At 69.5% G+C, this 22,668-nt stretch carries 13 protein-coding genes; 4 read left to right on the top strand and 9 right to left on the bottom strand.

What is annotated here, in order from left to right:
• Positions 1-8: 8 nt before the first annotated feature.
• A complete protein-coding gene (locus HEQ16_02830) occupies positions 9-974 on the bottom strand; it encodes a pyridoxal-phosphate dependent enzyme (GenBank protein MCO4052990.1) in 966 nt (321 codons plus the stop codon).
• A 94-nt stretch (positions 975-1,068) separates the two neighbouring features.
• Here HEQ16_02830 and argE point away from each other — a divergent pair, with 94 nt between their 5' ends.
• The 4 genes from argE (at position 1,069) to HEQ16_02810 (ending at position 6,483) form a co-directional block, all read left to right on the top strand.
• On the top strand, positions 1,069-2,232 hold the full coding sequence (gene argE, locus HEQ16_02825; protein ID MCO4052989.1) for an acetylornithine deacetylase: 1,164 nt from the start codon (positions 1,069-1,071) through the stop codon (positions 2,230-2,232).
• Positions 2,233-2,401: 169 nt separating this feature from the next.
• Positions 2,402-2,671 (top strand): 30S ribosomal protein S15, encoded by a 270-nt coding sequence (gene rpsO / locus HEQ16_02820; GenBank protein ID MCO4052988.1) that lies wholly within the window; start codon positions 2,402-2,404, stop codon positions 2,669-2,671.
• Positions 2,672-2,947: 276 nt separating this feature from the next.
• Complete coding sequence (gene pnp, locus HEQ16_02815) at positions 2,948-5,194, top strand: polyribonucleotide nucleotidyltransferase (protein ID MCO4052987.1); 2,247 nt, start codon at positions 2,948-2,950, stop codon at positions 5,192-5,194.
• A gap of 92 nt (positions 5,195-5,286) precedes the next feature.
• Positions 5,287-6,483, top strand: coding sequence for a multidrug effflux MFS transporter (locus HEQ16_02810; GenBank protein MCO4052986.1), 1,197 nt, complete (start codon positions 5,287-5,289; stop codon positions 6,481-6,483).
• A 6-nt stretch (positions 6,484-6,489) separates the two neighbouring features.
• Here HEQ16_02810 and HEQ16_02805 read toward each other — a convergent pair whose 3' ends face one another.
• The 8 genes from HEQ16_02805 to HEQ16_02770 form a co-directional block, all read right to left on the bottom strand.
• The gene (locus HEQ16_02805) at positions 6,490-8,643 is read right to left on the bottom strand and encodes a penicillin-binding protein 1A (protein MCO4052985.1); all 2,154 of its coding nucleotides are present in this window, start codon (positions 8,641-8,643) and stop codon (positions 6,490-6,492) included.
• A 147-nt stretch (positions 8,644-8,790) separates the two neighbouring features.
• Positions 8,791-9,120, bottom strand: a complete 330-nt coding sequence (gene trxA / locus HEQ16_02800) for a thioredoxin (GenBank protein ID MCO4052984.1) — start codon at positions 9,118-9,120, stop codon at positions 8,791-8,793.
• A gap of 127 nt (positions 9,121-9,247) precedes the next feature.
• Positions 9,248-12,766: a double-strand break repair helicase AddA gene (gene addA / locus HEQ16_02795; GenBank protein MCO4052983.1), complete on the bottom strand. Its 3,519-nt coding sequence runs from the start codon at positions 12,764-12,766 to the stop codon at positions 9,248-9,250.
• Positions 12,763-15,933: a double-strand break repair protein AddB gene (gene addB, locus HEQ16_02790; GenBank protein MCO4052982.1), complete on the bottom strand. Its 3,171-nt coding sequence runs from the start codon at positions 15,931-15,933 to the stop codon at positions 12,763-12,765. The genes addA and addB overlap by 4 nt, the downstream gene beginning before the upstream one ends.
• Complete coding sequence (locus tag HEQ16_02785) at positions 15,930-16,664, bottom strand: nucleotidyltransferase family protein (protein ID MCO4052981.1); 735 nt, start codon at positions 16,662-16,664, stop codon at positions 15,930-15,932. The genes addB and HEQ16_02785 overlap by 4 nt, the downstream gene beginning before the upstream one ends.
• A gap of 105 nt (positions 16,665-16,769) precedes the next feature.
• Positions 16,770-18,323: a tRNA (adenosine(37)-N6)-threonylcarbamoyltransferase complex ATPase subunit type 1 TsaE gene (gene tsaE / locus HEQ16_02780; GenBank protein MCO4052980.1), complete on the bottom strand. Its 1,554-nt coding sequence runs from the start codon at positions 18,321-18,323 to the stop codon at positions 16,770-16,772.
• Positions 18,324-18,351: 28 nt separating this feature from the next.
• A complete protein-coding gene (locus HEQ16_02775; GenBank protein MCO4052979.1) occupies positions 18,352-20,877 on the bottom strand; it encodes a PAS domain-containing protein in 2,526 nt (841 codons plus the stop codon).
• Positions 20,878-21,147: 270 nt separating this feature from the next.
• The gene (locus tag HEQ16_02770; protein MCO4052978.1) at positions 21,148-22,554 is read right to left on the bottom strand and encodes an adenosylhomocysteinase; all 1,407 of its coding nucleotides are present in this window, start codon (positions 22,552-22,554) and stop codon (positions 21,148-21,150) included.
• Positions 22,555-22,668: the final 114 nt, after the last annotated feature.

Below are 22,668 nucleotides of genomic sequence, written 5' to 3'. Positions count from 1 at the left end.
ATGCGCGGTCACAGGCCAAAGGTATCCTTCCACGCCGCGACATCGCCCAGCGCCACGTTGGATCCGCACAGGATGAGGCCGGGCCGCGCGCCTGCATCGAGGATGCCGCGCCGGGCGACCGCCGCCGCCAGGACGCAGGCGGCCGCGGGCTCGACCAGCACGCGCTCCTCCTGGAGCAGCCAGAGCAGCTCGGCCACAGCGTCCCGGTCCGGGATGACGAGGATCTCGTCGATGAAGGCACGCGCCGCAGCCATGGTGCGCTCCGTGGCGAAGGGCGCGCCGAGCGTGCGGGCGATCGAGGTCGGGCGGATCGGCACCGGCGCGCCGGCCGCCAGGGCCTGCGTCATCGTCGTGGCGCCTTCGGTCTCGACGCCAATGATGCGCAGGGCGGGATTGAGCGCCTTCATGGCCGCGCCGACGCCCGCCGCGAAGCCGCCGCCGCCGATCGATATGAACAGATGGGTCAGCCCCGGGGCCTGACGGGCCAGTTCCAGCCCCAGCGTGCCATGGCCCGCGATGATGTGGGGGTCATCATAGGAATGCACATTGGTCATCCCGCCGGCGGCATAATCATCGGCGCGGGCGAAGGCGGCGATGGCGTCCTCGCACAGCTCGACCTCCCCCCCTGCCGCCCTGGTGAGCGCGATGTTGAAGGGCGCCACGGTCCTGGGCATCAGCACCAGAGCGCGGGCCCCCAGCGCACGCGCCACCATGGAGACGGCGATGGCATGGTTGCCGCCGGAGACGGTGACGACCCCCCGCCCCCGCTCGGCCTCCGTCAGGGTCAGCAGCCTGTTGAAGCAGCCGCGCACCTTGAACGAGCCTGCCAGCTGGAGGCTCTCGAACTTGAGCATGGCGGGTGCGCCGAGGCGCGCCGAGACGGCTTCGCTGGCGTAGGCAGGCGTCTCGCGCACGCGGCCCTCGATGCGCTGGCGGGCAGCCTCGATGTCGGCAAGGGTAACGTCGAATTGCATGGCAAGCATGACCTCAGGGCGTGGCCGCGCCATCCAGCTTTGCGGCGCGGCTTGTGTCAAGCACGCCCGGGCGCTACGCCTTGGGGCCTACAGGATCGAATCCATGCACATGACCCCGATCGAAATGCTGGCGCGGCTCGTGGCCTTCCCATCCGAGTCCCAGCGGAGCAATCTCGACATCATCCATTTCGTGCGGGATTATCTCGCCAGCCACGGCGTCCAGTCGCAGCTGGTGCCCAGCCCCGACGGGGAGAAGGCCAACCTTTTCGCCACGATCGGGCCCAGCGTGGATGGCGGCGTCGTGCTTTCCGGACATACCGATGTGGTGCCGGTGGCTGGGCAGGACTGGACCTCGGACCCATGGACGCTCACCGAGCGCGATGGCCGGCTCTATGGGCGCGGCTCGTGCGACATGAAGGGCTTCAACGCGCTGGGCCTCGCGCTCGTGCCCGAGATGCTGAAGGCCGGGCTCAGGCGGCCCGTTCATCTGGCCCTGTCCTATGACGAGGAGATCGGCTGCTACGGCGCGCCCTTCATGATCGACGAGATGGTGCGCCAGGGCATCAGGCCCTCGGCCGTGATCGTAGGCGAGCCGTCGATGATGCAGGTGGTCACCGGCCACAAGGGCGGCACGCGCGTGCGCACCACGGTGCGCGGCTATGCCGTGCATTCGAGCCGGATGGACCTCGGCGTCTCGGCGGTGATGACCGCCGCCCGGCTGATCACCTGGTTCGAGGACCAGATGGACAAGCGCCGGGCCGACGCCGACCCGGCGACGCCCTTCGTGCCGCCCTACGCCACCTTCCACACGGGCATGGTCAAGGGGGGCACGGCCGCCAACATCACCGCCGAACGCTGCGAGTTCGTGGGCGAGTGGCGGGTGATCCCGCCCGAGGACCCGATGGAGGATCATGCGCGCTACCTCGCCTACATCCGCGACGTGATCGAGCCGCCGATGAAGGCGCGCTGGGACAAGGCAGGCGTGGATGTGGAGCTGCTGAGCTCCATCCCGCCGCTCAGGCCCGAAGCGGATGGCGAGGCCGAGCGGATGGCGCGCCGCATCACAGGCGACAATGGCAGCCATGTCGTGGCCTATGGCACCGAGGGCGGCCAGTTCCAGCAGGTCGGCTGGTCGACCGTGGTGTGCGGCCCCGGCGACATCGCGCAGGCCCACCAGCCGGATGAATTCATCGCGGTCAGCCAGATGCACGCCGGCGAGGCCTTCGTGCGGCGGGTTATCGCCGAACTGGCGCGCTGAAGGCCATCCGGGAGCGCCCGGATGACGCGCTTGCGGGATTTCGCTGGCCAAGAGGGCGGGTTTCGCCTATAGGCCAGCGCGTCGGAGCCTCCGGGCGCCGCATCACGACCTTGCTGGACGACATCCCGGCCAGGCCGAATCCCCGAAACCCTTGCTGAAAGGACGATCGATGTCGATCACGGCAGAGCGCAAGAACGCGCTCGTTTCCGAATACGCCACCAAGGCCGGCGACACCGGCTCCCCGGAAGTCCAGGTCGCGATCCTCACGGAGCGCATCAACAACCTGACCGGGCATTTCAAGAGCCACGTCAAGGACAACCATTCGCGTCGCGGCCTGCTGAAGATGGTGTCCCAGCGCCGTTCCCTGCTCGACTACGTCAAGGGCAAGGACGAAGCGCGCTACCGCACCCTGATCGAGAAGCTCGGCATACGCCGCTGATCGACCTCCAGGCCCGGGCGCCTGACGCATCCCGGGCTTTCGCTTTTGGCCAGGCGCGCATGCGCCTTGCCATTTCCCCACCAGGGTTGCTGCCGAAGGGCGCGCACATGCCCTGGCACTTGACCGGAGGCCCGCCTCGGCGCGGGCCGGCGGCGTCCATGGACAGGATCGCAAAGCACTGGAAGCGCCAGTGGTTCGCCGTCTTGCCCATGGCGGCCGGCCCTGCCGATAAGGTTCGCGCCTCATATCGCGCCCGCGATGAAAGCTGAAAGCACGATGTTCGATATCCAGACTGAAGAACTGATCTGGGGCGGCCGCAAGCTGACCCTCGAGACCGGCAAGGTCGCCCGCCAGGCCGACGGCTCGGTGATGGTCACCTATGGCGAGACGGTCCTGCTCGCCACCGTGGTCTCCGCCAAGGAGCCCAAGCCGGGGATCGACTTCTTCCCCCTGACCGTGAACTACCAGGAAAAGGCCTTCGCCGCCGGGCGCATCCCGGGCGGCTACTTCAAGCGCGAAGGCCGGCCCAGCGAGCGTGAAACGCTCATTTCCCGTCTCATCGACCGGCCGATCCGCCCGCTCTTCGCCGATGGCTACCGCAACGACACCCAGGTGATCGTGACCGTGCTCCAGCACGACCTCGAGAACGACCCTGACGTGCCGGCCATGATCGGCGCCTCCGCCGCCCTCACCCTGTCTGGCGTGCCCTTCATGGGCCCGGTCGGCGCGGCCAAGGTCGGCTATGTCAATGGCCAGCTCAAGCTCAACCCGACCTCGGCCGAGATCAAGGAATCGGATCTCGACCTGACCGTCGCCGGCACCCAGGATGCGGTGCTGATGGTCGAGTCGGAAGCCAGGGAACTGAGCGAAGACATCATGCTCCAGGCCGTGATGTTCGGCCACAAGCACTTCCAGCCGGTGATCGACGCGATCATCCGCCTCGCCGAGAAGGCCGCGAAGGAGCCGCGCGACTACACCGCGCCGGATCATTCCGCCGTTGAGGCCGCCCTGATGAAGGTCGCCGAAGCCGATCTGCGCAAGGCCTACAAGATCACGACCAAGCAGGACCGCTACAAGGCCGTCGACGCCGTGAAGGACAAGGTCATGACGACCCTGTTCCCCGAAGGCGCCGAGCCGCACTTCGACAAGGACCAGGTCAAGGCCGTGTTCAAGGACGCGCAGGCCAAGGTGGTGCGCTTCAACATCCTCGATGACGGCATCCGCATCGACGGTCGCGACGTGCGCACCGTGCGCAAGATCGTCTCGGAAGTCGGCGTCCTGCCCCGCACCCACGGCTCCGCCCTGTTCACCCGCGGCGAAACCCAGGCGCTGGTCGTGGCCACGCTCGGCACGGGCGATGACGAGCAGTACATCGACGAGCTGGAGGGCACCCGCAAGGAAACCTTCCTGCTGCACTACAACTTCCCGCCCTATTCCGTGGGCGAGACGGGCCGCATGGGCTCGCCCGGCCGCCGCGAGATCGGCCATGGCAAGCTCGCCTGGCGCGCCATCCGGCCGATGCTGCCGCCGCACCACGAGTTCCCCTACACGCTGCGCCTCGTCTCCGAGATCACCGAGTCCAACGGATCGTCCTCGATGGCGACGGTCTGCGGTTCCTCGCTGGCGCTGATGGATGCGGGCGTGCCGCTGACGCGCCCCGTGGCAGGCATCGCCATGGGCCTCATCCTGGAAGGTGAGCGCTTTGCGGTGCTCTCCGACATCCTGGGCGACGAGGACCATCTCGGCGACATGGACTTCAAGGTCGCCGGCACCGAGAACGGCATCACCTCGCTGCAGATGGACATCAAGATCGCCGGCATCACCGAGGAGATCATGAAGGTCGCCCTCAGCCAGGCGAAGGATGGGCGCCTGCACATCCTGCAGGAAATGGCCAACGCGCTGACCTCCGCCCGCTCGGAGCTGGGCCAGTTCGCCCCGCGCATCGAGACGATGAAGATCCCGGTCGACAAGATCCGCGAAGTCATCGGCTCGGGCGGCAAGGTGATCCGCGAGATCGTCGAGAAGACCGGCGCCAAGATCAACATCGAGGATGACGGCACCATCAAGATCGCCTCTTCGGACGCCAAGTGCATCGAGGCCGCCCAGAAATGGATCAAGTCGATCGTCTCCGAGCCCGAGGTCGGCGTGATCTATGAGGGCACCGTGGTGAAGACCATGGAGTTCGGCGCCTTCGTGAACTTCTTCGGCGCCAAGGACGGGCTGATCCACATCTCCGAACTCGCCGCCAACCGCGTCGCCAAGGTCACGGACGTCGTGAAGGAAGGCGACAAGGTCAAGGTCAAGCTGCTCGGCTTCGACGAGCGCGGCAAGATCCGCCTCTCGATGAAGGTCGTCGACCAGGAGACGGGCGAGGACATCACCGAGAAGCTGAAGGCCCAGCGTGACGCCGAGCGCGCCGAGCGCGGCGAAGGTCCGGAAGAGGAGCGCGAGGAGCGCACCGAGCGTCCACGCCGCGAAGGCGGGGACCGCGGCGGCCGCGAACGCCGTCCGCGCCGTAATTGAGTTGCTTTGTTCTGTAATGCGCTGAAATTGACATATGGCCGGGCCCAAAGCCCGGCCATTCTCTTGACCCCTTCCGCTGCGGTTGACGCCTCATGACCAAGCTGCGCCCCGAAACGCTGGCGATGACGGCCACGCTCGCCATGCTGACGGCGCTGGGGCCGCTGGCGACCGACTTCTACCTGCCCTCCGTTCCCGATATCGCGCGCGCCTTCGATGCCGGCACCGTGGGCGCGCAGGCCACGCTGTCGGCCTTCCTGTTCGGGTTTGCCGCCGGGCAGATCGTCTACGGGCCGCTCTCCGACCGGATGGGGCGCAAGCCGGTGCTGCTGGCGGGCCTGGCCCTGTTCGTGCTGGCCACGCTGGCCTGCGCGCTGGCCATCTCGATCGAGATGCTCATCGGCGCGCGCTTCGTGCAGGCGCTGGGCGCATCCGGTCCCATCGTGCTTGGCCGTGCCATGGTGCGCGATCTCTACGAGGGCCCGCGCGCGGGCCAGGAGCTGGCGCGCATGGGCATGATCATGGGCGTGGTGCCCGCCATCGCCCCGGTGCTGGGCGGGGTGCTGCACGGCGCCTTCGGCTGGCGCTCGACCTTCATCGCATCCTTCTTCTTCGCAAGCTGCCTTGCGCTGTGGATCACGCTGGCGCTGCCCGAGACGCTGCGGCGCAAGCTCGACGAGCCGCTCTCCATCCTCGCCATCCTCAAGGGCTTCGGCGTGCTGCTGACGAGCCGGCCCTACAGGGTCTATGTCGGGCTGGTGAGCCTTGCCTATGGCGGGCTCTTCGCCTTCATCTCGGGCTCGTCCTTCGTGCTGATGAATGTCTACGGGCTTTCGCCGGTGCAATTCGGGCTGTCCTTCGGCTTCGGCGTGCTCGGCTTCATCGGCGGCACCATCATCGCGCAGAAGCTGGTCAGGCGGATCGGGCTCGACGGCGTCATCCGGCTCGGCGTCATGTGCCTGGCGGGCGGAGGCATCGCGATGCTCGCGCTCACCGCCATCAGCACGGGTTCATCGCTCGAGATCACGGCGCCGATGGCGATCTATGCCGCGGGGGTGGGGCTGACCATGCCGCAGGGCCAGGCCGCGGCGATGATGCCGTTTCCCGAACGCGCGGGAGCGGCCTCGTCCTTCCTCGGCATCTGCCAGATGAGCTTCGCGGCCTGCGTCGGGCTGGCCATGGGCCGGCTTCTGACCGGCTCGGCGCTGCCGCTGCCCATCATGATCACGCTCATCGGCGTGACCGCCCTCATCCTGTTCATGACCACGCGCCGGCTGCGCGCGGCGCGCTGAGCCGCCTCAGCTGCCGAACAGACGCTCGAACAGGGAGCGCTCCTGCGGCGCGGCGGCCGGGCGGACAGGGCCGCCCACCGCGCCGGGCGGAATGGGCCGGGTGTCGTTGGGCGCGCTGGCCATCGGCGCGCCGATACCCGTGCCGGCGTCGGGGGCGTTGCGCCAGAGCCCGCCGGGCAGCGGCTGGGGCTGCGCGCCCTGCAGCGCGGCGCGCATGAAGCGGCCCCATATCTCCGAGGGCAGCCCCCCGCCCGAGACGCGCCGCATCGGGCTGTTGTCATCATTGCCGAGCCAGACCGCCGCGACCATGCGGCCGGTGTAGCCCACGAACCAGGCATCACGGAAATCCTGGGTGGTGCCGGTCTTGCCGGCAGCTTCCCAGCCGGGCACGTCAGCCTTGCGCCCGGTGCCGGTCAGCAGGGTCTCGCGCATCATCGCATTCATCATGGCGAGGCGCCCCCGGTCGATCACGCGGCCGATGCCGGAGCCTTCACGCTTGTAGATGACCTTGCCATTGGCGGCGCGGACCTCGCGGATGACATACGGCGTGACCGCCTGCCCGCCATTGGCGAAGGCGGCATAGGCGGCTGTCAGCTCCAGCGGGGTGACCTCCGAGGTGCCAAGCGGCAGCGAGGCGTGGGGCTGAAGCGGCGAGGCGATGCCGAGGCGCTGGGCGACGCGCACCACGGACCGCGGCCCGACTTCCTGCCCGAGCTTGACCGCGACCGTGTTGAGCGACAGCGACAGCGCGGTCTGCAAGGTGACGGGGCCACGGTGATCCCGCGAGAAGTTGTCGGGCGACCAGCCCCGGATGGTGACGGGCGAATCATCCCGGATCGTGTCGGGCGTCAGGCCGGCCTCGATGGCGGCGAGATAGACGAAGGGCTTGAAGGACGAGCCCGGCTGGCGGCGCGCCGCCGTGGCGCGGTTGAACTGGCTGCGCGCGTAGCTGCGTCCCCCGACCAGCGCCTGCAACGCTCCATCGGGCGCCATGGCGACAACAGCGCCCTGGCTCACGCCCTGCCGGGCGCCTTCCCTGGCCAGCGCCTCGACCAGCGACGCCTCGGCAGCAGCCTGCACACGCGGATCGATAGATGTCAGGACGGTGACGTCGCCCTCGATCGTGCCGATGAAATCATCGAGCACGTCCATCACGTAGTCGGCGGCATAGGCGATGGTGTTGGCGCCTTCGCGCTCCACCGCCTCGGCGGGCTGCACGAGCGCGGCCTTGGCCGATCCATCGGTGATGAAGCCCTGGTCCACCATGGCCGCGATGACGAACTGCGCGCGCCGCTCCGCAGCCTGGGGGTTGCGGTTGGGGGCGAGGCGCGAGGGCGCCTGCACCAGCCCCGCCAGCATGGCCGCCTCGGCCACGCTCACCGAGCGGGCGGACTTTCCGAAATAGCGCTGCGACGCCGCCTCCACGCCATAGGCGCCGGAGCCGAAATAGACGCGGTTGAGGTAAAGCTCGAGGATCTGGTCCTTGGAATAGGTGCGCTCCAGCCAGACCGCCAGAATGGCCTCCTGCGCCTTGCGCGAGAGGGTGCGGTCCTGGGTGAGGAAGAGGTTCTTGGCGAGCTGCTGGGTCAGCGTGGAGCCGCCCTGCGCCACGCCCCGCTGGGTGAGGTTGCGCACCATGGCGCGCATGATGCCGATCGGATCGAGGCCGAAATGACTGTAGAAACGCCGGTCCTCGATGGCGATGAAGGCCCGCGGCAGGTGCACGGGCAATTCGCGGATGTTGACGCTGCGCCCGCCCGTCTCCCCGCGATTGGCGATCAGCGCGCCGTCGGCCGAGAGAATGGCGATGTTGGGCGGCCGCTTGGGCACCGTGAGCTGGTCGATGGGGGGCAGCTGCGCCGCGTGATAGGCTATGAAGCCGCCAAGCCCCATCGCGGCCCAGAGGCCCAGCACGAACGTCCAGTAGACGACGCCGCCGAGAAAGGAGCGCCGCCGCTTGCGCCGGCGCCCGCTTGGCTGCGGCGCATCGCCATCGCGCCTGGAGCCGCCGCCATGCCTGCCGCCCTGCCCGCCGCGCCGCGAGCCGCGCCCGGTCGGCACGGCGCGGTCATCAGGCGACAGGCGCAGTTCCTCATGCGCCGGACCGCGCCGGGGCCTGCCCTCGCCAAAGGTCGGCTCACGCCGTGTCCGGTCAGCCATGCGCCAGCGCGCCTCGCTTCATTCAGCGCGACCGAAAACAGGCTCCCGAGGGAGCCATGGGGCCGCGCCTTGTCTGGTGCAGTGAACCATGGCGCTTTTAAGGGCCGGTTAAGCGTGAGGGTCAGGAGCGGCCGCCGGGCCCGCGGGTCAGACCGCGGCGCTGGCGCTGATCCACTTGGACAGATCGCTCTTGGGCGCGGCGCCGGCCTTCTGCGCAACCAGCTTGCCGCCCTTGAACACCATCAGTGTCGGGATGGAGCGGATGCCGAACCTGGCCGACACCGCCGGGTTCTCATCGACATTCAGCTTCACGATCTTGACCTTGCCCGCCATTTCGGTGGCTATCTCGTCCAGCGCGGGCGCGATCATGCGGCAGGGGCCGCACCATTCAGCCCAGAAATCGACGACGACCGGCTCGGAGGAGCCCAGCACGTCTGCTTCGAAACTGGCGTCAGTGACCTTGGTGGCGGCGCTCATCATCATCTCCGGTGTCGGGTCGGTCGGGTCGCGAACAGCCGCGATCAACTGGCCGGAAGCTATGAACGGGGAGAGCCACGGTCAAGGCTCAAGGCCTGCGCGTCACGCCACCGTGACGCGCGGCCGCTCACAGACCCGTCAGCGCGTCCAGGGCCTCGTCGAGCTGCTCAGCCGTCGGCTCAACCACAAGCGGTCCCGCCGTGTAGATGGCCAGCGCCCTGATCGGGCGGCCAGGATAGAGCGCGCGCAGCAGGGCGCGGTAGGCGGCCAGCTGGGCCAGCGTCTGCGCCCCGATCTGCGTGCTGTCGCGCGGCGGGCGCTGGCTGGTCTTGAAATCGGCGAGCACGACATGATCATCGCGCACCAGGAGCCGGTCGATGCGGCCGGAGACGGTGCGCGGACCCGATGCCGTCGGGATCTCGCCGCCGATTTCGACCTCGGCAATGGAACCTTCCGCAAACAGGCCGCGCGCCTCCTGGCTGGCCATCACAGCCAGCGTCTGGTCGATCAGGCGCTCGCGCTCCGCATCAGGAGCGCCAGGCAGATGCCGCGCGGCAAGGCGTAGCGCGACCGCGCGCATGTGCTCGGGAGCGGCGGCCGGCAGCCATTGCAAAAGCAGATGCACGAAGCGCCCGCGCTCGGCCGCCGCGGCCATCAGCGCCTGCCGGCCGGGCTGATCGGCCTGCCGGTCGGCGCGGTCCGCTGCCGCAAGAGCATGGGCGGGAGCGAGCGGAGGCTCGGTCAGCGCTTCGGGCGGGGCCGGCGCCAGCGCCCAATCAGGCAGCGCGACGGAATGGCCACGATCCGCAGACCCTGAAACCGCAGCCGCGGCGGGCTGCTCCGCAGCCTGAGGCGGCGTGACCTTGAAGCGGCGGCGGCCGATCCCGTTCGGCAGCGGCTCGATGGCGGCCAGCCCCTCGGGACTGGCGGCGAGCCCGCTTTCGACGAGGCCATACCAGGACTCGGCGATGCTGCCCCGCCCGGGGCGCACGCCGCACAGGATCAGCCGGTTCTCGGCGCGGGTCATGGCCACGTAAAGCTGGCGGTGATGCTCCTCGCTCGCCTGCTCGCGCACCCGGTCCCGCGCTTCGGCAGAGGCCGCGCAGTCATCAGCGGTGCGGGGCGCCCAGACCGTCACAGAGCGGGTGCTGTTGGCGCCGGGCAGGGGCACAGCCATCAGCGGCCCGTGCATCTGGCTCCCCTGGGGAAGCATGCCGATGTCGGCGATGAACACGGTGGCCGCTTCCAGCCCCTTGGCGCCATGCACGGTCATGACCCGGACCTCACCCGCCGCCACGGCGAGGTCGCGCTTGACGTCGTCGCTGCTGGCCTCGACCGCGCTGAGGAAGCAGGCGAGCGAGGGGCCGTCACGCTGCTCGTGCTCGAGGGCGCGGACCAGGAAGGCGTCGATCGCGTCGGCGGCCTCGGCGCCGAGGCGGCCGAGCATGGCCTTGCGACCGCCCATCTCCGACAGGATGCGGTTGTAGAAGGCGAAGGGGCCCATATGCGTGGCCATGGGCTCGATCCGCGCCAGCAGCGCCTCGGCCCTGCGGTCCCGCTCATGGCCGGATTCGCCCAGCGCCGCGCGCAGGGAGCCCGGCCGGCCGGGAGCCAGCCGCAGCAGATCGTCGTCATCGAGGCCGATCAGGGGCGATTTGAGCACCACGGCGAGGGTCAGGTCATCCTCGGGCAGGAGCGCGGCGCGGCCCAGCGCGATGAGATCCTGCACCGCGATGTGGGTGGCGAGCTGGAGCCGGTCCATGCCCGCCACGGGGACGTCGGCCTCCTTGAGCGCGCGGACGATGGCGCCGAAGGTTACGTTGCGGCGCGGCATCAGCACCAGCGCATCGCTGGGGCGGAAGGCCCGACCCAGATCGTCAACGCCATCATCCATCCAGCGGCGGATTGTCGAGGCGATGGTGCGGGCCAGGGTGAGGATCGGGGCCTGACGATCGGGCGCATCGACGGGCCGGCGCCAGACCAGTTCGTCCTCGCCCGGATCGGGCTCGATCAGGTCCCACAGGTCCACCGCTCCGCACAGCTCGCCATGGATCGTCTCATGGACCGTGCCGGTCACGGCCGGATCATGCGACAGGCCCTTGAACGCGGCCGGCTGGGCGAAGACCGCATCGACCGCGCGGATCACATCGCGCGTCGAGCGGAAGGACACGGTGAGGGGCACATCCCTGAAGGGGCGGTCCATCTCCTCATGGGCTCGCCTGAGTTCGCTGCGCTGGCGTCCGAACTCGGCCGGAGCCGCGCCCTGGAAGCCATAGATCGACTGCTTCTCGTCGCCTACGGCGAAGATGGTGCGCATCAGGCGCGGGTCGCGCTGGCCGAGGCCCGCGAGGAATTCGCCGGTGAGCGCATTGAGGATGCTCCACTGGTCGCGGCTGGTGTCCTGCGCCTCGTCCACCAGAAGGTGATCGAGGCCGGCGTCGAGCTTGTAGAGCAGCCAGGCGGCGCGCGTGTTGTCGAACAGCCTGCGCGTGGCTGCGATCAGGTCGCCGAAGTCGAGCGCCGCCATGCGCCGCTTGGCGGCGTCGTAATCAGCGAGGATGAGCCGAGCGAGGCCGAACAGGCTGGCGCTGAGATCATAGATGGTGAAGGCGTTCAGGCGCTCGCGGAAGGCGAGATAGGCCGCGCATGTGGCGTCGACGCGGGCTGCAATGGCAGGCGCGCCGGCGAGCACAGGCTTGGTGAAGGCCCTGGCCAGCAACTGCCCGTCGCCCTTGCACAGGACGCCGCGCCAGATGTCGAGCCTGGCGGAGACATTCGGCGCGCGCTGGTGATCGGCGGCGAGCGCGGTCCACTTGGCCTTCTCGGTCGGCGAGCCGAAGCCGAGCACCGCCGCCAGGGCGTCGCGAAAGTCCATCGCCCCTTCGATGGCGGCCAGGCCCTCTTCCTCCACCTGTTCAAGGGTCCAGGCGGGATCGACACCGAGCGCGGTGGCAAGTTCGGACCTGATGTCGTCGAACGGACGCACCGAGCCATCCGGCGCGATCAGGCTGCCCGATGCGGCGAGCGCCCGGTCGATCAGCTCGCGGAAGCGGCGATCGTCGACGGCCAGCGCTATGCGGTCGAGCGACGCCTTGAGCGCATCGGCATCATCGCTGGCCTTCATCAGGGTGCGCGTGACGGCAGCCTCGATGGCGGCGGCCTTGTCGGTGGTGCTGATCACCTCGAAGTGCGCCGGGATGCCCGCCTCGAAGGGCGCACTCTGCAGGATTCGCGTGCAGAAGGCGTGGATGGTCTGGATCTTGAGTCCGCCCGGCGTCTCGAGGGCCTCGGCGAAGAGCTGGCGCGCCCGCACGCGCTCGGCGGCGGCGGGCTGGCGGTCGAACAGGTCGACCAGCGCCGCATCGAGCGCCGCATCATCCAGCCTGACCCAGGCGCGCAGCGTGCCGAAGAGCCGGTCGGCCATGGTGGCGGCGGCCGCCGCCGTATAGGTGAGGCACAGGATGCGCTCGGGCGCGGCTCCGCTGAGCATCAGCCTCAGCACGCGGCGGACCAGCACCGTGGTCTTTCCCGAGCCCGCATTGGCGGAGACCCAGGCGCTGGCCTCGGGATCATAGGCGCGCCGCTGCAACTCCAGCGTCGCGGGAGGCACGGCGATGACGCGGCGGGCGGGGGACGCGGCGCTCATGACGCCTCCTCATCGCTGTCATGGCCGGCAGCGGACCACTCCTTCACACGGGCAAGATGGTCGTAATCCCCGTCAAACCGCATGAACTGCGCCGCGAAGCGCGAGGTGTAGGGCCGCGCGCCCGAGCGGAAATCCGAAACCATCGCCACGAAGCCTTCGAGGTGCTCGCGCGCAACCTCCCGCAGCCGCAAGGCCGGGGCTGCATCGACCGTCTGCAGCGCGGACTTCACCGGCTTGAGCACGACATAGAGCGCCTGGCTCGCAGCGGCGGGACCCAGCGGCGCCTGCGCATCGCCGGGCTCGGCCGGCACGAAGGGGGCGCGCTCGGACAGGGCGGCCTCCAGCAGGAGCTGCGGGGCGAGACCGGCTGCGATCTGCCGAGCGGAGGGCGGGGCGCCGGTCTTGAAGTCGAGAATGGCGAGGCTGCCATCGGGCATCAGCTCGATGCGGTCGGCGCGGGCAGACAAGGCGATCTCCCCGCCTGCAGGCAGGCCGATCGCAGCCTCGATGCGCAGCTCGGTGCCGATGCGCACGAGGTTGGCGTGGCGCTGGCGCTCCCAGGCCACGATGTCGGGGGCGAGCGCGCAGAAGCGTGGCCACCAGAAGCCGGCCACATCGGGCTCGTGCATCACCGGCCGGAAACGCTCCGTGCCGAGCGCGAGCAGGGCCGCCAGCGGGTCGGGCGGCAGCGCTGAGGGCCAGGCGCGGGCGAACGCCTCCATCACGCCATGGAGAAGCTGCCCGCGATCGGATGCGCCCAGCGCGCGCTCCATCGGCTCCAGGGGGTCGAGGCGCAGCACGCGACGGGCATGGATGGCGTAAGGATCGCGGTAAAGCGTCTCCACCTCGGTGACGCTCAGGCGCCGGGGCTGGAGGTGGGCAGGCGGAAAGGGCCTTGGCCTGCGCCATGGCCTGACCTCGGCCGGCGTGTCGAGGGCCGCCGCAAGCGCCACAAGGCCCTGCCCGCGCTCATGGGCTTGCTTCCAGATGTCCGGCGGGACGACGGCATCGAGCCGCTGCCAGAAACGCGAGGGAAGCGCCAGCACGCCGCCGGCCTTTGCGGCGCGGGAGAGCAGGACGCGGGAGCCGGCGAAGGCCTGGATGAAGTCATGGGCGCTCTGGCCCACGCGCCGCTCGGGCGAGGACAGGCCAAGCTCGGCCAGCATGGCCCGGTTGAGAAAGGCATCGGTGACCGAGCCGGGCGGCCAGACGGGCTCGTTGAGCCCCCCAAGGATGACCAGATCGGCATGCATCAGCCTGGCCTCGATGAGACCCAGCAGCCTGACGCGCGGATGCTCGCGTCCGCGCAGGCGCACCACGCGCTCGGCCATGGCGACGCGGCAGATGCGGGCAAGCTCCTCGGCATTCCCGGCGATATCGGCGCAGGCCGCCTCCAGGTCATCGAGCAAGAGCTGGAGGGCTTGGCCATCCTCCGCGCCATAGACGGCGACCTCGCCGTCATCGGTCGCGGCCAGCCGCTCGATCGCGGAGCGCAGGGCGCGGACCGCGCCGGCGAGGCTGAAGGCTGTGCCGGAGGCGCTGGCGAGGAGGGGGGCGAGCGCCTGTTCGACCCGGCCGGCGAGTTCGGCCGCCGCGGCCATCTCGTCCGGGCCGAGGCTGCGGCGCGGGCGCGGCGCGCGATGGTCGGCCACTCGCTCGGGCATCCCGGCCATGGCGGCGCGCAGGCCCTCAAGCCCGGTGAAGGGCCGCGCTCCGCGCAACGCGCCGATCTCGAAGGCGCGGCGCGCCGCCGCGAGCTGCGCTTTCGGCAAGCCGAGGACGATGCCGGGATGATGCAGCAGCTCAAGCAGGCAGCGCGAGGACACGCCGCTTTCCAGCAAGGCCAGCAGCAGCGACAGAGCGTGGCCGGCGAGCGTCCGGCCCAGCGGCTGGCCGGCGGAATCATCGATGGTGACGCCCCAGCGCCCGAGCTCGAGCGCAACGCGCTCCGCGAGGCCTCGATCGGGTGTGACGAGGGCGACGGTCCGGCCCGGCTGGTCGAGCTCCCGGCGGATGGCGAGCGCGACGGTCAACCCTTCCAGACGCTCGTCGGGCGCCTCGACAAGCGTGACGTCGGCCATGGCAGCGGCGATGCCGGCGGCGGGAAGCCGGGCTTCGAGATCGCGCCAGGCCTCGGTGCTGCCGGGCGCGCGCAAGGCCTCATGGGCGAGGATGCGCCGCAGGCTCCGCGCCGGGCAGGGCGTGGCCGAGCGCAGGCTGCGCACATCCTCGCGCGCCGCCGCCATCTGGTCGAGCAGCCGCACCAGCATGGCCTGCGGGTGGCTGGCGGCGCGATCAGGGCGCGCCTTCGCCTCGGTGCCCAGCGCCGACCACTGCGCATCGTCCGCCCCGAGGTCCAGATCGGGCAGGACCACGGCCCCGCGCTGTTGCCGCGCCACCGCCGCGATGAGGCGGGCCGTGGCCGGCATGGAGCCGGTCGAGCCCGCGACGATGACGGGATCGCCAGGTCCGCCCGCCCTCAGCCGCGCGCTGCGCGCATCGAGCAGCCGGTTGCGCCAGGACACCGGGTCCACTTCGCCCCGCTCGCGCAGGACGCCGGGCCAGGTCTTGCCCAGAATGTCGAGAAAGCGCGCCGTGACCTGCCAGAATTCGTCGAAGCGCGCGGCGTCGAGGTTGAGCAGCCGCTCATAGGGCACATCCTCGGCCTGCATGGCGTCGAGAAGCGCCGCGAGATCGCCAGCCAGCGCAAAGGCGCTGCCAAGCGAGGCGGCCGAGAGCGCCGCCGGCGCCTCTCCTTCCGTCTTTGGCCGCACGCTCGCGCTCTGGATGAAGCGGGCCAGCAGCAGCTGCCGCGACAGGAGCTTGATGGGGGCCGGATCGTCCGCCAGCCCCGCCTCGTCCGGCGGGGTCGACAGGATGTCGTGCAGCTCGGCCTCGGCCGGATCGCCCAGCGGCACCAGCCTCGGCATGATGAGCGCCTTGCGCCCACTGGCGGCGAGCAGCACGGCCGCGAAGGCGCGTGCCGCGCGGCGGGTGGGGAGGTAAAGGGTGAGCTTGCCCAGCGATGCGGGATCATCGCCGCCAAGCCCCAGACCGAGCCGGTCCGCCAGCACGGCCTCGGCCAGCACGGGCAGGAAATCCTCGCCCGCGGGGATGGTGTAGAGGTTGGGCCTCGCGCGCGGCCCCCCGGCGTGGCTTTCGCTCATGAGGCGGCGAAGGCCCGGAAGCGGGCTTCGGCTGCGGGAATCGCCTCGGGCGTGCCCACATGCAGCCACTCGCCATCCAGCGCGTGGCCATGCAGGCGGCCTTGGGTGATCAATCTGTCGAACAGCAGATTGAGGCTCCAGCGGCCTGCGGGAGCGTCCGCCAGCAGGGCAGGCTTGATGATGGCCACACCGGCATAGATGCAAGGGGCGGGCTCTCCGGGCCGTCGCCGCGTGAGCGCGCCATCCGGGGCCTTGTGGAAATCGCCTGGCCCGTCATAGCCGAGCGAGCGCGCCTTGTCCGCGACCAGCAGCAGCATGTCCATGCGCTCGGGCGCCCAGGCGCTCGCGAGCGCCGCGAGGTTGGAGACGCCGTTCTCGACCCAGAGCGAATCCGAGTTGATGTGAAAGAAGGGCTCGGCGCCGAGATGGGGCAGTGCCTTGGCCACCCCGCCGCCAGTTTCAAGCAGCGCGGCGCGCTCATCCGAAATGGTGATGCGCGGCGCGGTGCGGCCCTCCAGATGCGCCTCGATGCGGTCCGCCAGATGATGGACGTTCACCACCGCCTCCCAGACGCCAACCTCGGCCAGCCGGTCGAGCGCATGATCGAGCATGGGCTTGCCGCCGATGGCCACCAGCGGCTTGGGCAGCGTGTCCGTGATGGGACGCATGCGCTGGCCAAGGCCGGCGGCCAGCACCATGGCGTGGGTGGGACGGAAGGTGGACGGGCCCATGCGTCAGGCGCTCCATGCGGAAAGGCGGGAATCAGGCCGGCGCAGCCAGTCTAGCGCAGCGTCATGCCCCTGCGCACCGGAAAAGCGCGGTTCAGCCCGGAAGGCTCAGCCCAGAAGGCGCGGCAGATAGGCCTCGTACCAGGCCCTCAGCCCGGACAGCGCGGGATGGGCCAGATCGCGGCGCAGATAGGCCTCGATGCGCGGCAGATGCTTGAGATAGGCCGGCTTGCCGTCGCGCTTGTCGAGCCGGGCGAAGATGCCGAGGATCTTGGTGTTGCGCTGCGCGCCCATGATGGCATAGGCGGCGGCGAAGGCGCCGAGGTCAAAGGATGCGTCACGCGCGCGGCGAGCGGCGGCATAGCGCGAGAGCAGCCGAAATTCGAGCTCTGGCGCGACGTCCACGCGCGCATCCTGCCCCAGCGACACGACATCATAGGCCGGATGGCCGAGCACGGCGTCCTGGAAATCGATGATGCCGATCCGGCAAAGGCCCTCGCGGGAAGGCAGCCAGATCAGGTTGGGCGAGTGGTAATCGCGCAAGGCCCAGGTGCGCTGGCCCTTGGCCAGGGTGTCGAAGAGCGGCGCGAAGGCGCGGCTGAACTCCGCCCTCGCGATGGCAGGCAGCGTCACGCCCGCGATATGAGGCGCATACCAGTCGAGCAGCAGCTCCGTCTCGATGGCGAGGGCCTCAGCGTCATAATCGGGGATGACGTACTCGCGGCCCTCGGCCACCGGCAGGATGGTGGGCAGTGGCTGGGCGTGGATGGCGGCCAGCACCTCCACCGCCACCTCGTAGCGCGCGCGGTCAGGCAGGCCGTCCGCGCCCAGGACGCCTTCCGATCCGAGATCCTCGATCAGCAGCAAGCCGTTGACGAGGTCGCTGGCGTAGATCTCCGGGGCCGACAGCTCGAGCGCGCGCAGGCCGCGGTCGATGGCCACGAAGGCGTCGACCCGCTCCGCCAGCCGCGCGACGGCGCTGTAGGGCTTGCCGCCGCGCACGGCCGGCCCATCGGGGCGGGGCGGCGAGATCATCAGGATCGCGGTCTCGCCATTGGCGCGGACAAGTCGCTCATAGGCCCGTGTCGAGGCGTCGCCGAGCATGTGGCGGCGCTCCGCCTCGCCCCAGCCGGCGCGGTCGATGAGCTGGCGGGCGCCGAGCGTCAGGCCAAGCCGCTCGGCCCAGGCCGCGCCGGGGATCAGCGTCACGAGCCGGTGCTCATCCCCGGTCTGGTTCCCGGCACCGGGATCGAGATCGAACACGATGTCGAGCCGGCTGGCGGCATCGAGGCTCTCGCCGGCCCGGTCCGGCCACTCCACAAGCCCGATGGCATCGTGCAAGGCTTCATCGAAGCCGAGCTCGACCAGTTCGTCCGGCCCACGCAGGCGATAAAGGTCCGCATGGACGACGCGGCCGCGCGGCGTCTCGTAGGACTGCATAAGGGTGAAGGTGGGACTCGGCGCCTCCAGCCGCGGATCGTTTGCCAGATGCCGGATCAGCGCGCGCGCGAAGGTGCTCTTGCCGGCGCCCAGATCCCCGGACAGGGCGATGATGTCTCCGGGACGCACGATGCCGGCGATGTCGTCGGCGAGGCGCAAGGTCTCGGCCTGGCTGCCGAAGGCGAGGCTCCACGAGCGCTTGAGGGCGGCATCCCGGCTCACGGCGCGGCGATGGCTGGCGGCGCAGCCCTCATTCGGCGGCGTCCGCGAGCGATTGCGAGCCGACCGGCACGCGGCATGTCACCGTGGTGCCCTCGCCCATGCGTGAGTCGATCGCCACCGTTCCGCCGTGCAGCTCGATGAAGGAGCGCACGATGGCGAGGCCGAGACCGATGCCGCGATGGCGCGAGCCTGTGGTGTAGGTCTCGAAGCGCTCGAAGATGCGGTCCTGCAAGTCGGCGGGAATGCCGCGGCCATGATCGCTCACGCAGAACACGACATCGCCGCCCTGGCGCGCCGCGCTGACCTCAATGACCTGCCCGCCCTGCGAGAAGCCGATGGCGTTGGACATGAGATTGTAGAGCGCCTGCCTGATGCGCTTGGGGTCGCAGACGATCCGGCCGGCATCGGGCGCGATCTCCTGCTTCAGCACGATGCCCGTCTCGGCCAGCCTGTCCTCCAGCCCGCGTGCCGCGCTGGCGACAAGCTCCGTCACATCCGTTTCCGCAAGATCGAGCTGAAGCTCGTCATTGTCGATCGAGGCGAGGTCGAGAATGTCGTTGATGATGGTCAGAAGCGTGCCTGACGAACGCAGGATGAGCTGGGCGTATTCGCGCTGGCGCGGGTTGAGGGGTCCGGCGATCTCCTCGCCGATGAGCTGGGCGAAACCGATGATGGTGGTGAGCGGCGAACGCAGCGCATAGGAGACATGATGCACGAAGGTGTCACGCAGCTGGGCCGCCTTGACCAGGGCGTCGTTGCGCTCGGTCAGCGCGCGCTCGAAGTTCACCGTATCGGTGACATTGGCGAAGGTCAGCAAGGTGGCGCCGTCGGGCAGGGGCGCCAGCGCGCAATCCAGCACTGAGCCATCGAGCCGCACCATGCGCGAGGCATGATCCTCGCGGCGTTCGCGCACGCCGACGACCGCGCCGCGCAGCACCGTCCAGGCCTCCTCGACGGGGCTCAGCAGCTGGCACAGGGCCATGACCTCATCGACATGGGGATGGGTGGCGAGCAGGGTCGGCGAGAGCTTCCACAGCGTCGCGAAGGCCGGATTGCTCAGCTTCAGGCGGCCATCGGAGCCAAACACCGCCACGCCCTCGCGCAGGCCGTCCAGGGTCTCGCGCTGGGTGCGGGACAGCGCCTTGACCTTGGATTCGAGCGAGAAGCGTTCGGTGGCGTCATCGAACAGATGGATCACGCCGCCTTGCGGATTGGGGCTCGTGGTGACCTGGATAGCGCGGCCATCGGGCAGATACCACCAGTCCTCGGTAGTCTCGATCGCGGTGTAGGCCTTGAGCCGCTCCGCCTTCCAGTCCTTGTGGGCGCCGGCCTCGGGCAGGCGGCGTTCCGTGCGCAGCCGGTCGAGGATCTCGCCATCGCTGGGGCGCGAATCGAGATAGGCGGGGTCGAGCGACCAGAGCTTCTCATAGGCCAGGTTGCGATACGACAGGCGCTGGCGCGAATCGAAGGCCGCCACGGCGGTCGGAAGCCGGTCCAGCACGCGGACATGGGCCTCCATCTGCCGGGCCAGATCGGCGCGCAGCACCTCGAGTTCGCTGACATCGATCGCATGGCCGGCGTAACCCTGGGCAGTCGGGCTCTCGCTCAGGTCGAAGAAGAGGCGCTGGCCGGACACCACGGTTGGCGCGCGCATGGCGAAGGCCTCGCCGCTGGCGCGGGCGCGGACGGCGCGTTCACGCTGCTCGCGGTCCATGAGTTCGACGCTGCGGCGAACCACGTCCTCCGCGCCGGGCGCTTCGACCGCGCGGGCATAGGCCGCGTTCACCCAGACCAGCTCGCCCGAGGGCCCGCGCAGCCAGGCCGGGCTCGGGCTGGCGTCCAGCAACGCATCGAACCGCTGGTTCAGGCCCAGCAGGCGGTCGCGCTCCAGCTCCATCTCGCGCAGGGCGCGCCGCGTCTGCGAGACATCGCGCAGATGCATCACAGCCTGGCCAGCCACGGCGCGGCCGCGCGCTTCGACGAAACGGCCATCGCGCGTGTGCAGGCCCAGGTCGAAAGGCTCGCCTCTCGCCTTGAGCAGGTCGACGCCATCGCCCAGCGCCTTGACATGCTCGGCCGCGGCCCAGCTTCCGAAGGCGAGCGGCGAGACGCGCACGCCGTTCTGCAGCAGGAAATCGGCCGCGCCGTGAAGCTCGGCCTGCGCCGAAGGCGTGGCCCATGTCACCGTGACCTCATCCTCGGTGGAGCTGAACACCTCGGCCTGCGCCGCGCGCCCGACGGCCTCGTGCAATTGGGCATTAAGCTTGGCCTCGCGCCTGACCCAGCGCGTGCGCTCGCGGATGTGCAGGACGGCGAGGGTGACGGAGAACACGGCAAGCCCGACGACGGTGGAAACGCCGAAGGCGCTGTAGGCGTCGGGGAAGACCGATTTCACCTGATCGACGCCGAAGGCGCGGGCCGGGCCGGCGGCCGCGATGAGGGCGGCGGTGGAGACGCAGCCGGAAGCGACGGCGCGCAGCCAGCGGCGCGGCGCGGCGCCCTCACCTTTCGTCGCCTGCCATGGCCCTGCGCTCTTCCCTGACAATGCCGCCATTCCCTCTCGAGGCCCATTCCGACGCGAATGCACGCCACGCAGCTCACGGCGCCGTCGGCGCACGGCCGCATGCGCCGTGGCCAGACAAGGCCGCTGCGCAGGACGGTCAGGGCGCAAACCCCGAATCACTGCACCACACTAAACAGCCTTCGATTCCGCCGGGAAGTGCTTAAGGGCGCGTAAAAACGGGCATGGCCGCCACCCTTTTCGGGCGACGGCCAGGAAGGACCGAGATGTAGGGGGGCGCCGTGCAGCACCCCCCATATCTTGTCAGTAGCGATAGTGATCGGGCTTGAACGGGCCCTGTTCCGGCACGCCGATGTAGTCGGCCTGCTCCCTGGTCATCCTGGTGAGCTTCACGCCGATCTTCTCGAGGTGGAAGGCGGCGACCATCTCGTCGAGATGCTTGGGCAGGGTGTAGACCTTGCGCTCATACTTGCCGGGGTTGGTCCACAGTTCGATCTGCGCCAGCGTCTGGTTCGAGAACGAGGCGGACATCACGAAGGATGGGTGACCCATGGCGTTGCCGAGGTTCACGAGGCGGCCTTCGGAGAGCAGGATGATGCGGTTGCCCTTCGGGAACTCGATCTCGTCGACCTGCGGCTTGATGTTGTTCCACTTGAAGTTCTTGAGGCCCGAAACCTGGATCTCGTTGTCGAAGTGGCCGATGTTGCAGACGATCGCCCGGTCCTTCATGCCGCGCATGTGGTCGACCGTGATGATGTCCTTGTTGCCGGTTGCGGTGACATAGATGTCGGCGCGCGGCAGGGCGTCCTCGATGGTGCAGACCTCATAGCCTTCCATGGCGGCCTGGAGCGCGCAGATCGGATCGACCTCCGAGACCAGGACGCGGGCGCCGGCCTGGCGCAGCGAGGCGGCCGAGCCCTTGCCGACATCGCCGAAGCCGGCGACGAAGGCCACCTTGCCGGCCATCATCACGTCGGTGCCGCGGCGGATGGCGTCCACGAGGCTCTCGCGGCAGCCATAGAGGTTGTCGAACTTCGACTTGGTGACGGCGTCGTTGACGTTGATAGCCGGGAACAGGAGCTTGCCCTGCTCGGCGAGCTTGTAGAGGCGGTGCACGCCCGTGGTGGTTTCTTCGGACACGCCCTTGATCGCGGCGGCGACCTCGGCGAACCAGCCCTTCGGCCTGGAGGCGAGCATCTTCTTGATGAGCGCGAAGAAGATCTCCTCTTCTTCCGACGCCGGCTTGTCGAGGAAGGCCACGTCGCCCTGCTCGGCGCGCAGGCCGTAATGCACCAGCATCGTGGCGTCGCCGCCATCATCGAGAATCATGTTCGGCGTGCCGCCGCCATGCCAGTCGAACAGCCTGGCGGTGTAATCCCAGTACTCGGTCAGGGTTTCGCCCTTGTAGGCGAAGACCGGGATGCCGGCGGCGGCGATGGCGGCGGCGGCGTGGTCCTGGGTCGAGAAGATGTTGCACGACACCCAGCGGATGTCGGCGCCCAGCGCCTTCAGCGTCTCGATCAGCACGGCTGTCTGGATCGTCATGTGCAGCGAGCCGGCAATGCGCGCGCCCTTGAGCGGCTGCCTGGCGCCATAGGCCTCGCGGATGGCCATCAGGCCGGGCATCTCGGTTTCGGCGAGGTCGATCTCCTTGCGCCCGAAGGCGGCAAGCGACATGTCCTTGACGATGTAATCGGTGAAAGCGGCCATCTGGTCCTCGTTGTGCGGTCCGGGCGCGGCACGGAAGGCCCCATGGCCTCGCCCCACCCTCGATCAGGGGAGGCCTCTAGCATGGGCGCAGGCCTGAGGCAATAAAGACATAAA

The organism is Bosea sp. (in: a-proteobacteria), assembly GCA_023910605.1.
In the GTDB taxonomy this organism is placed as follows: Bacteria; Pseudomonadota; Alphaproteobacteria; order Rhizobiales; family Beijerinckiaceae; genus Allobosea.
The sequence above is the reverse complement of the archived record's forward strand: the minus strand, read 5'-3'. Positions and strand labels throughout refer to the sequence as shown.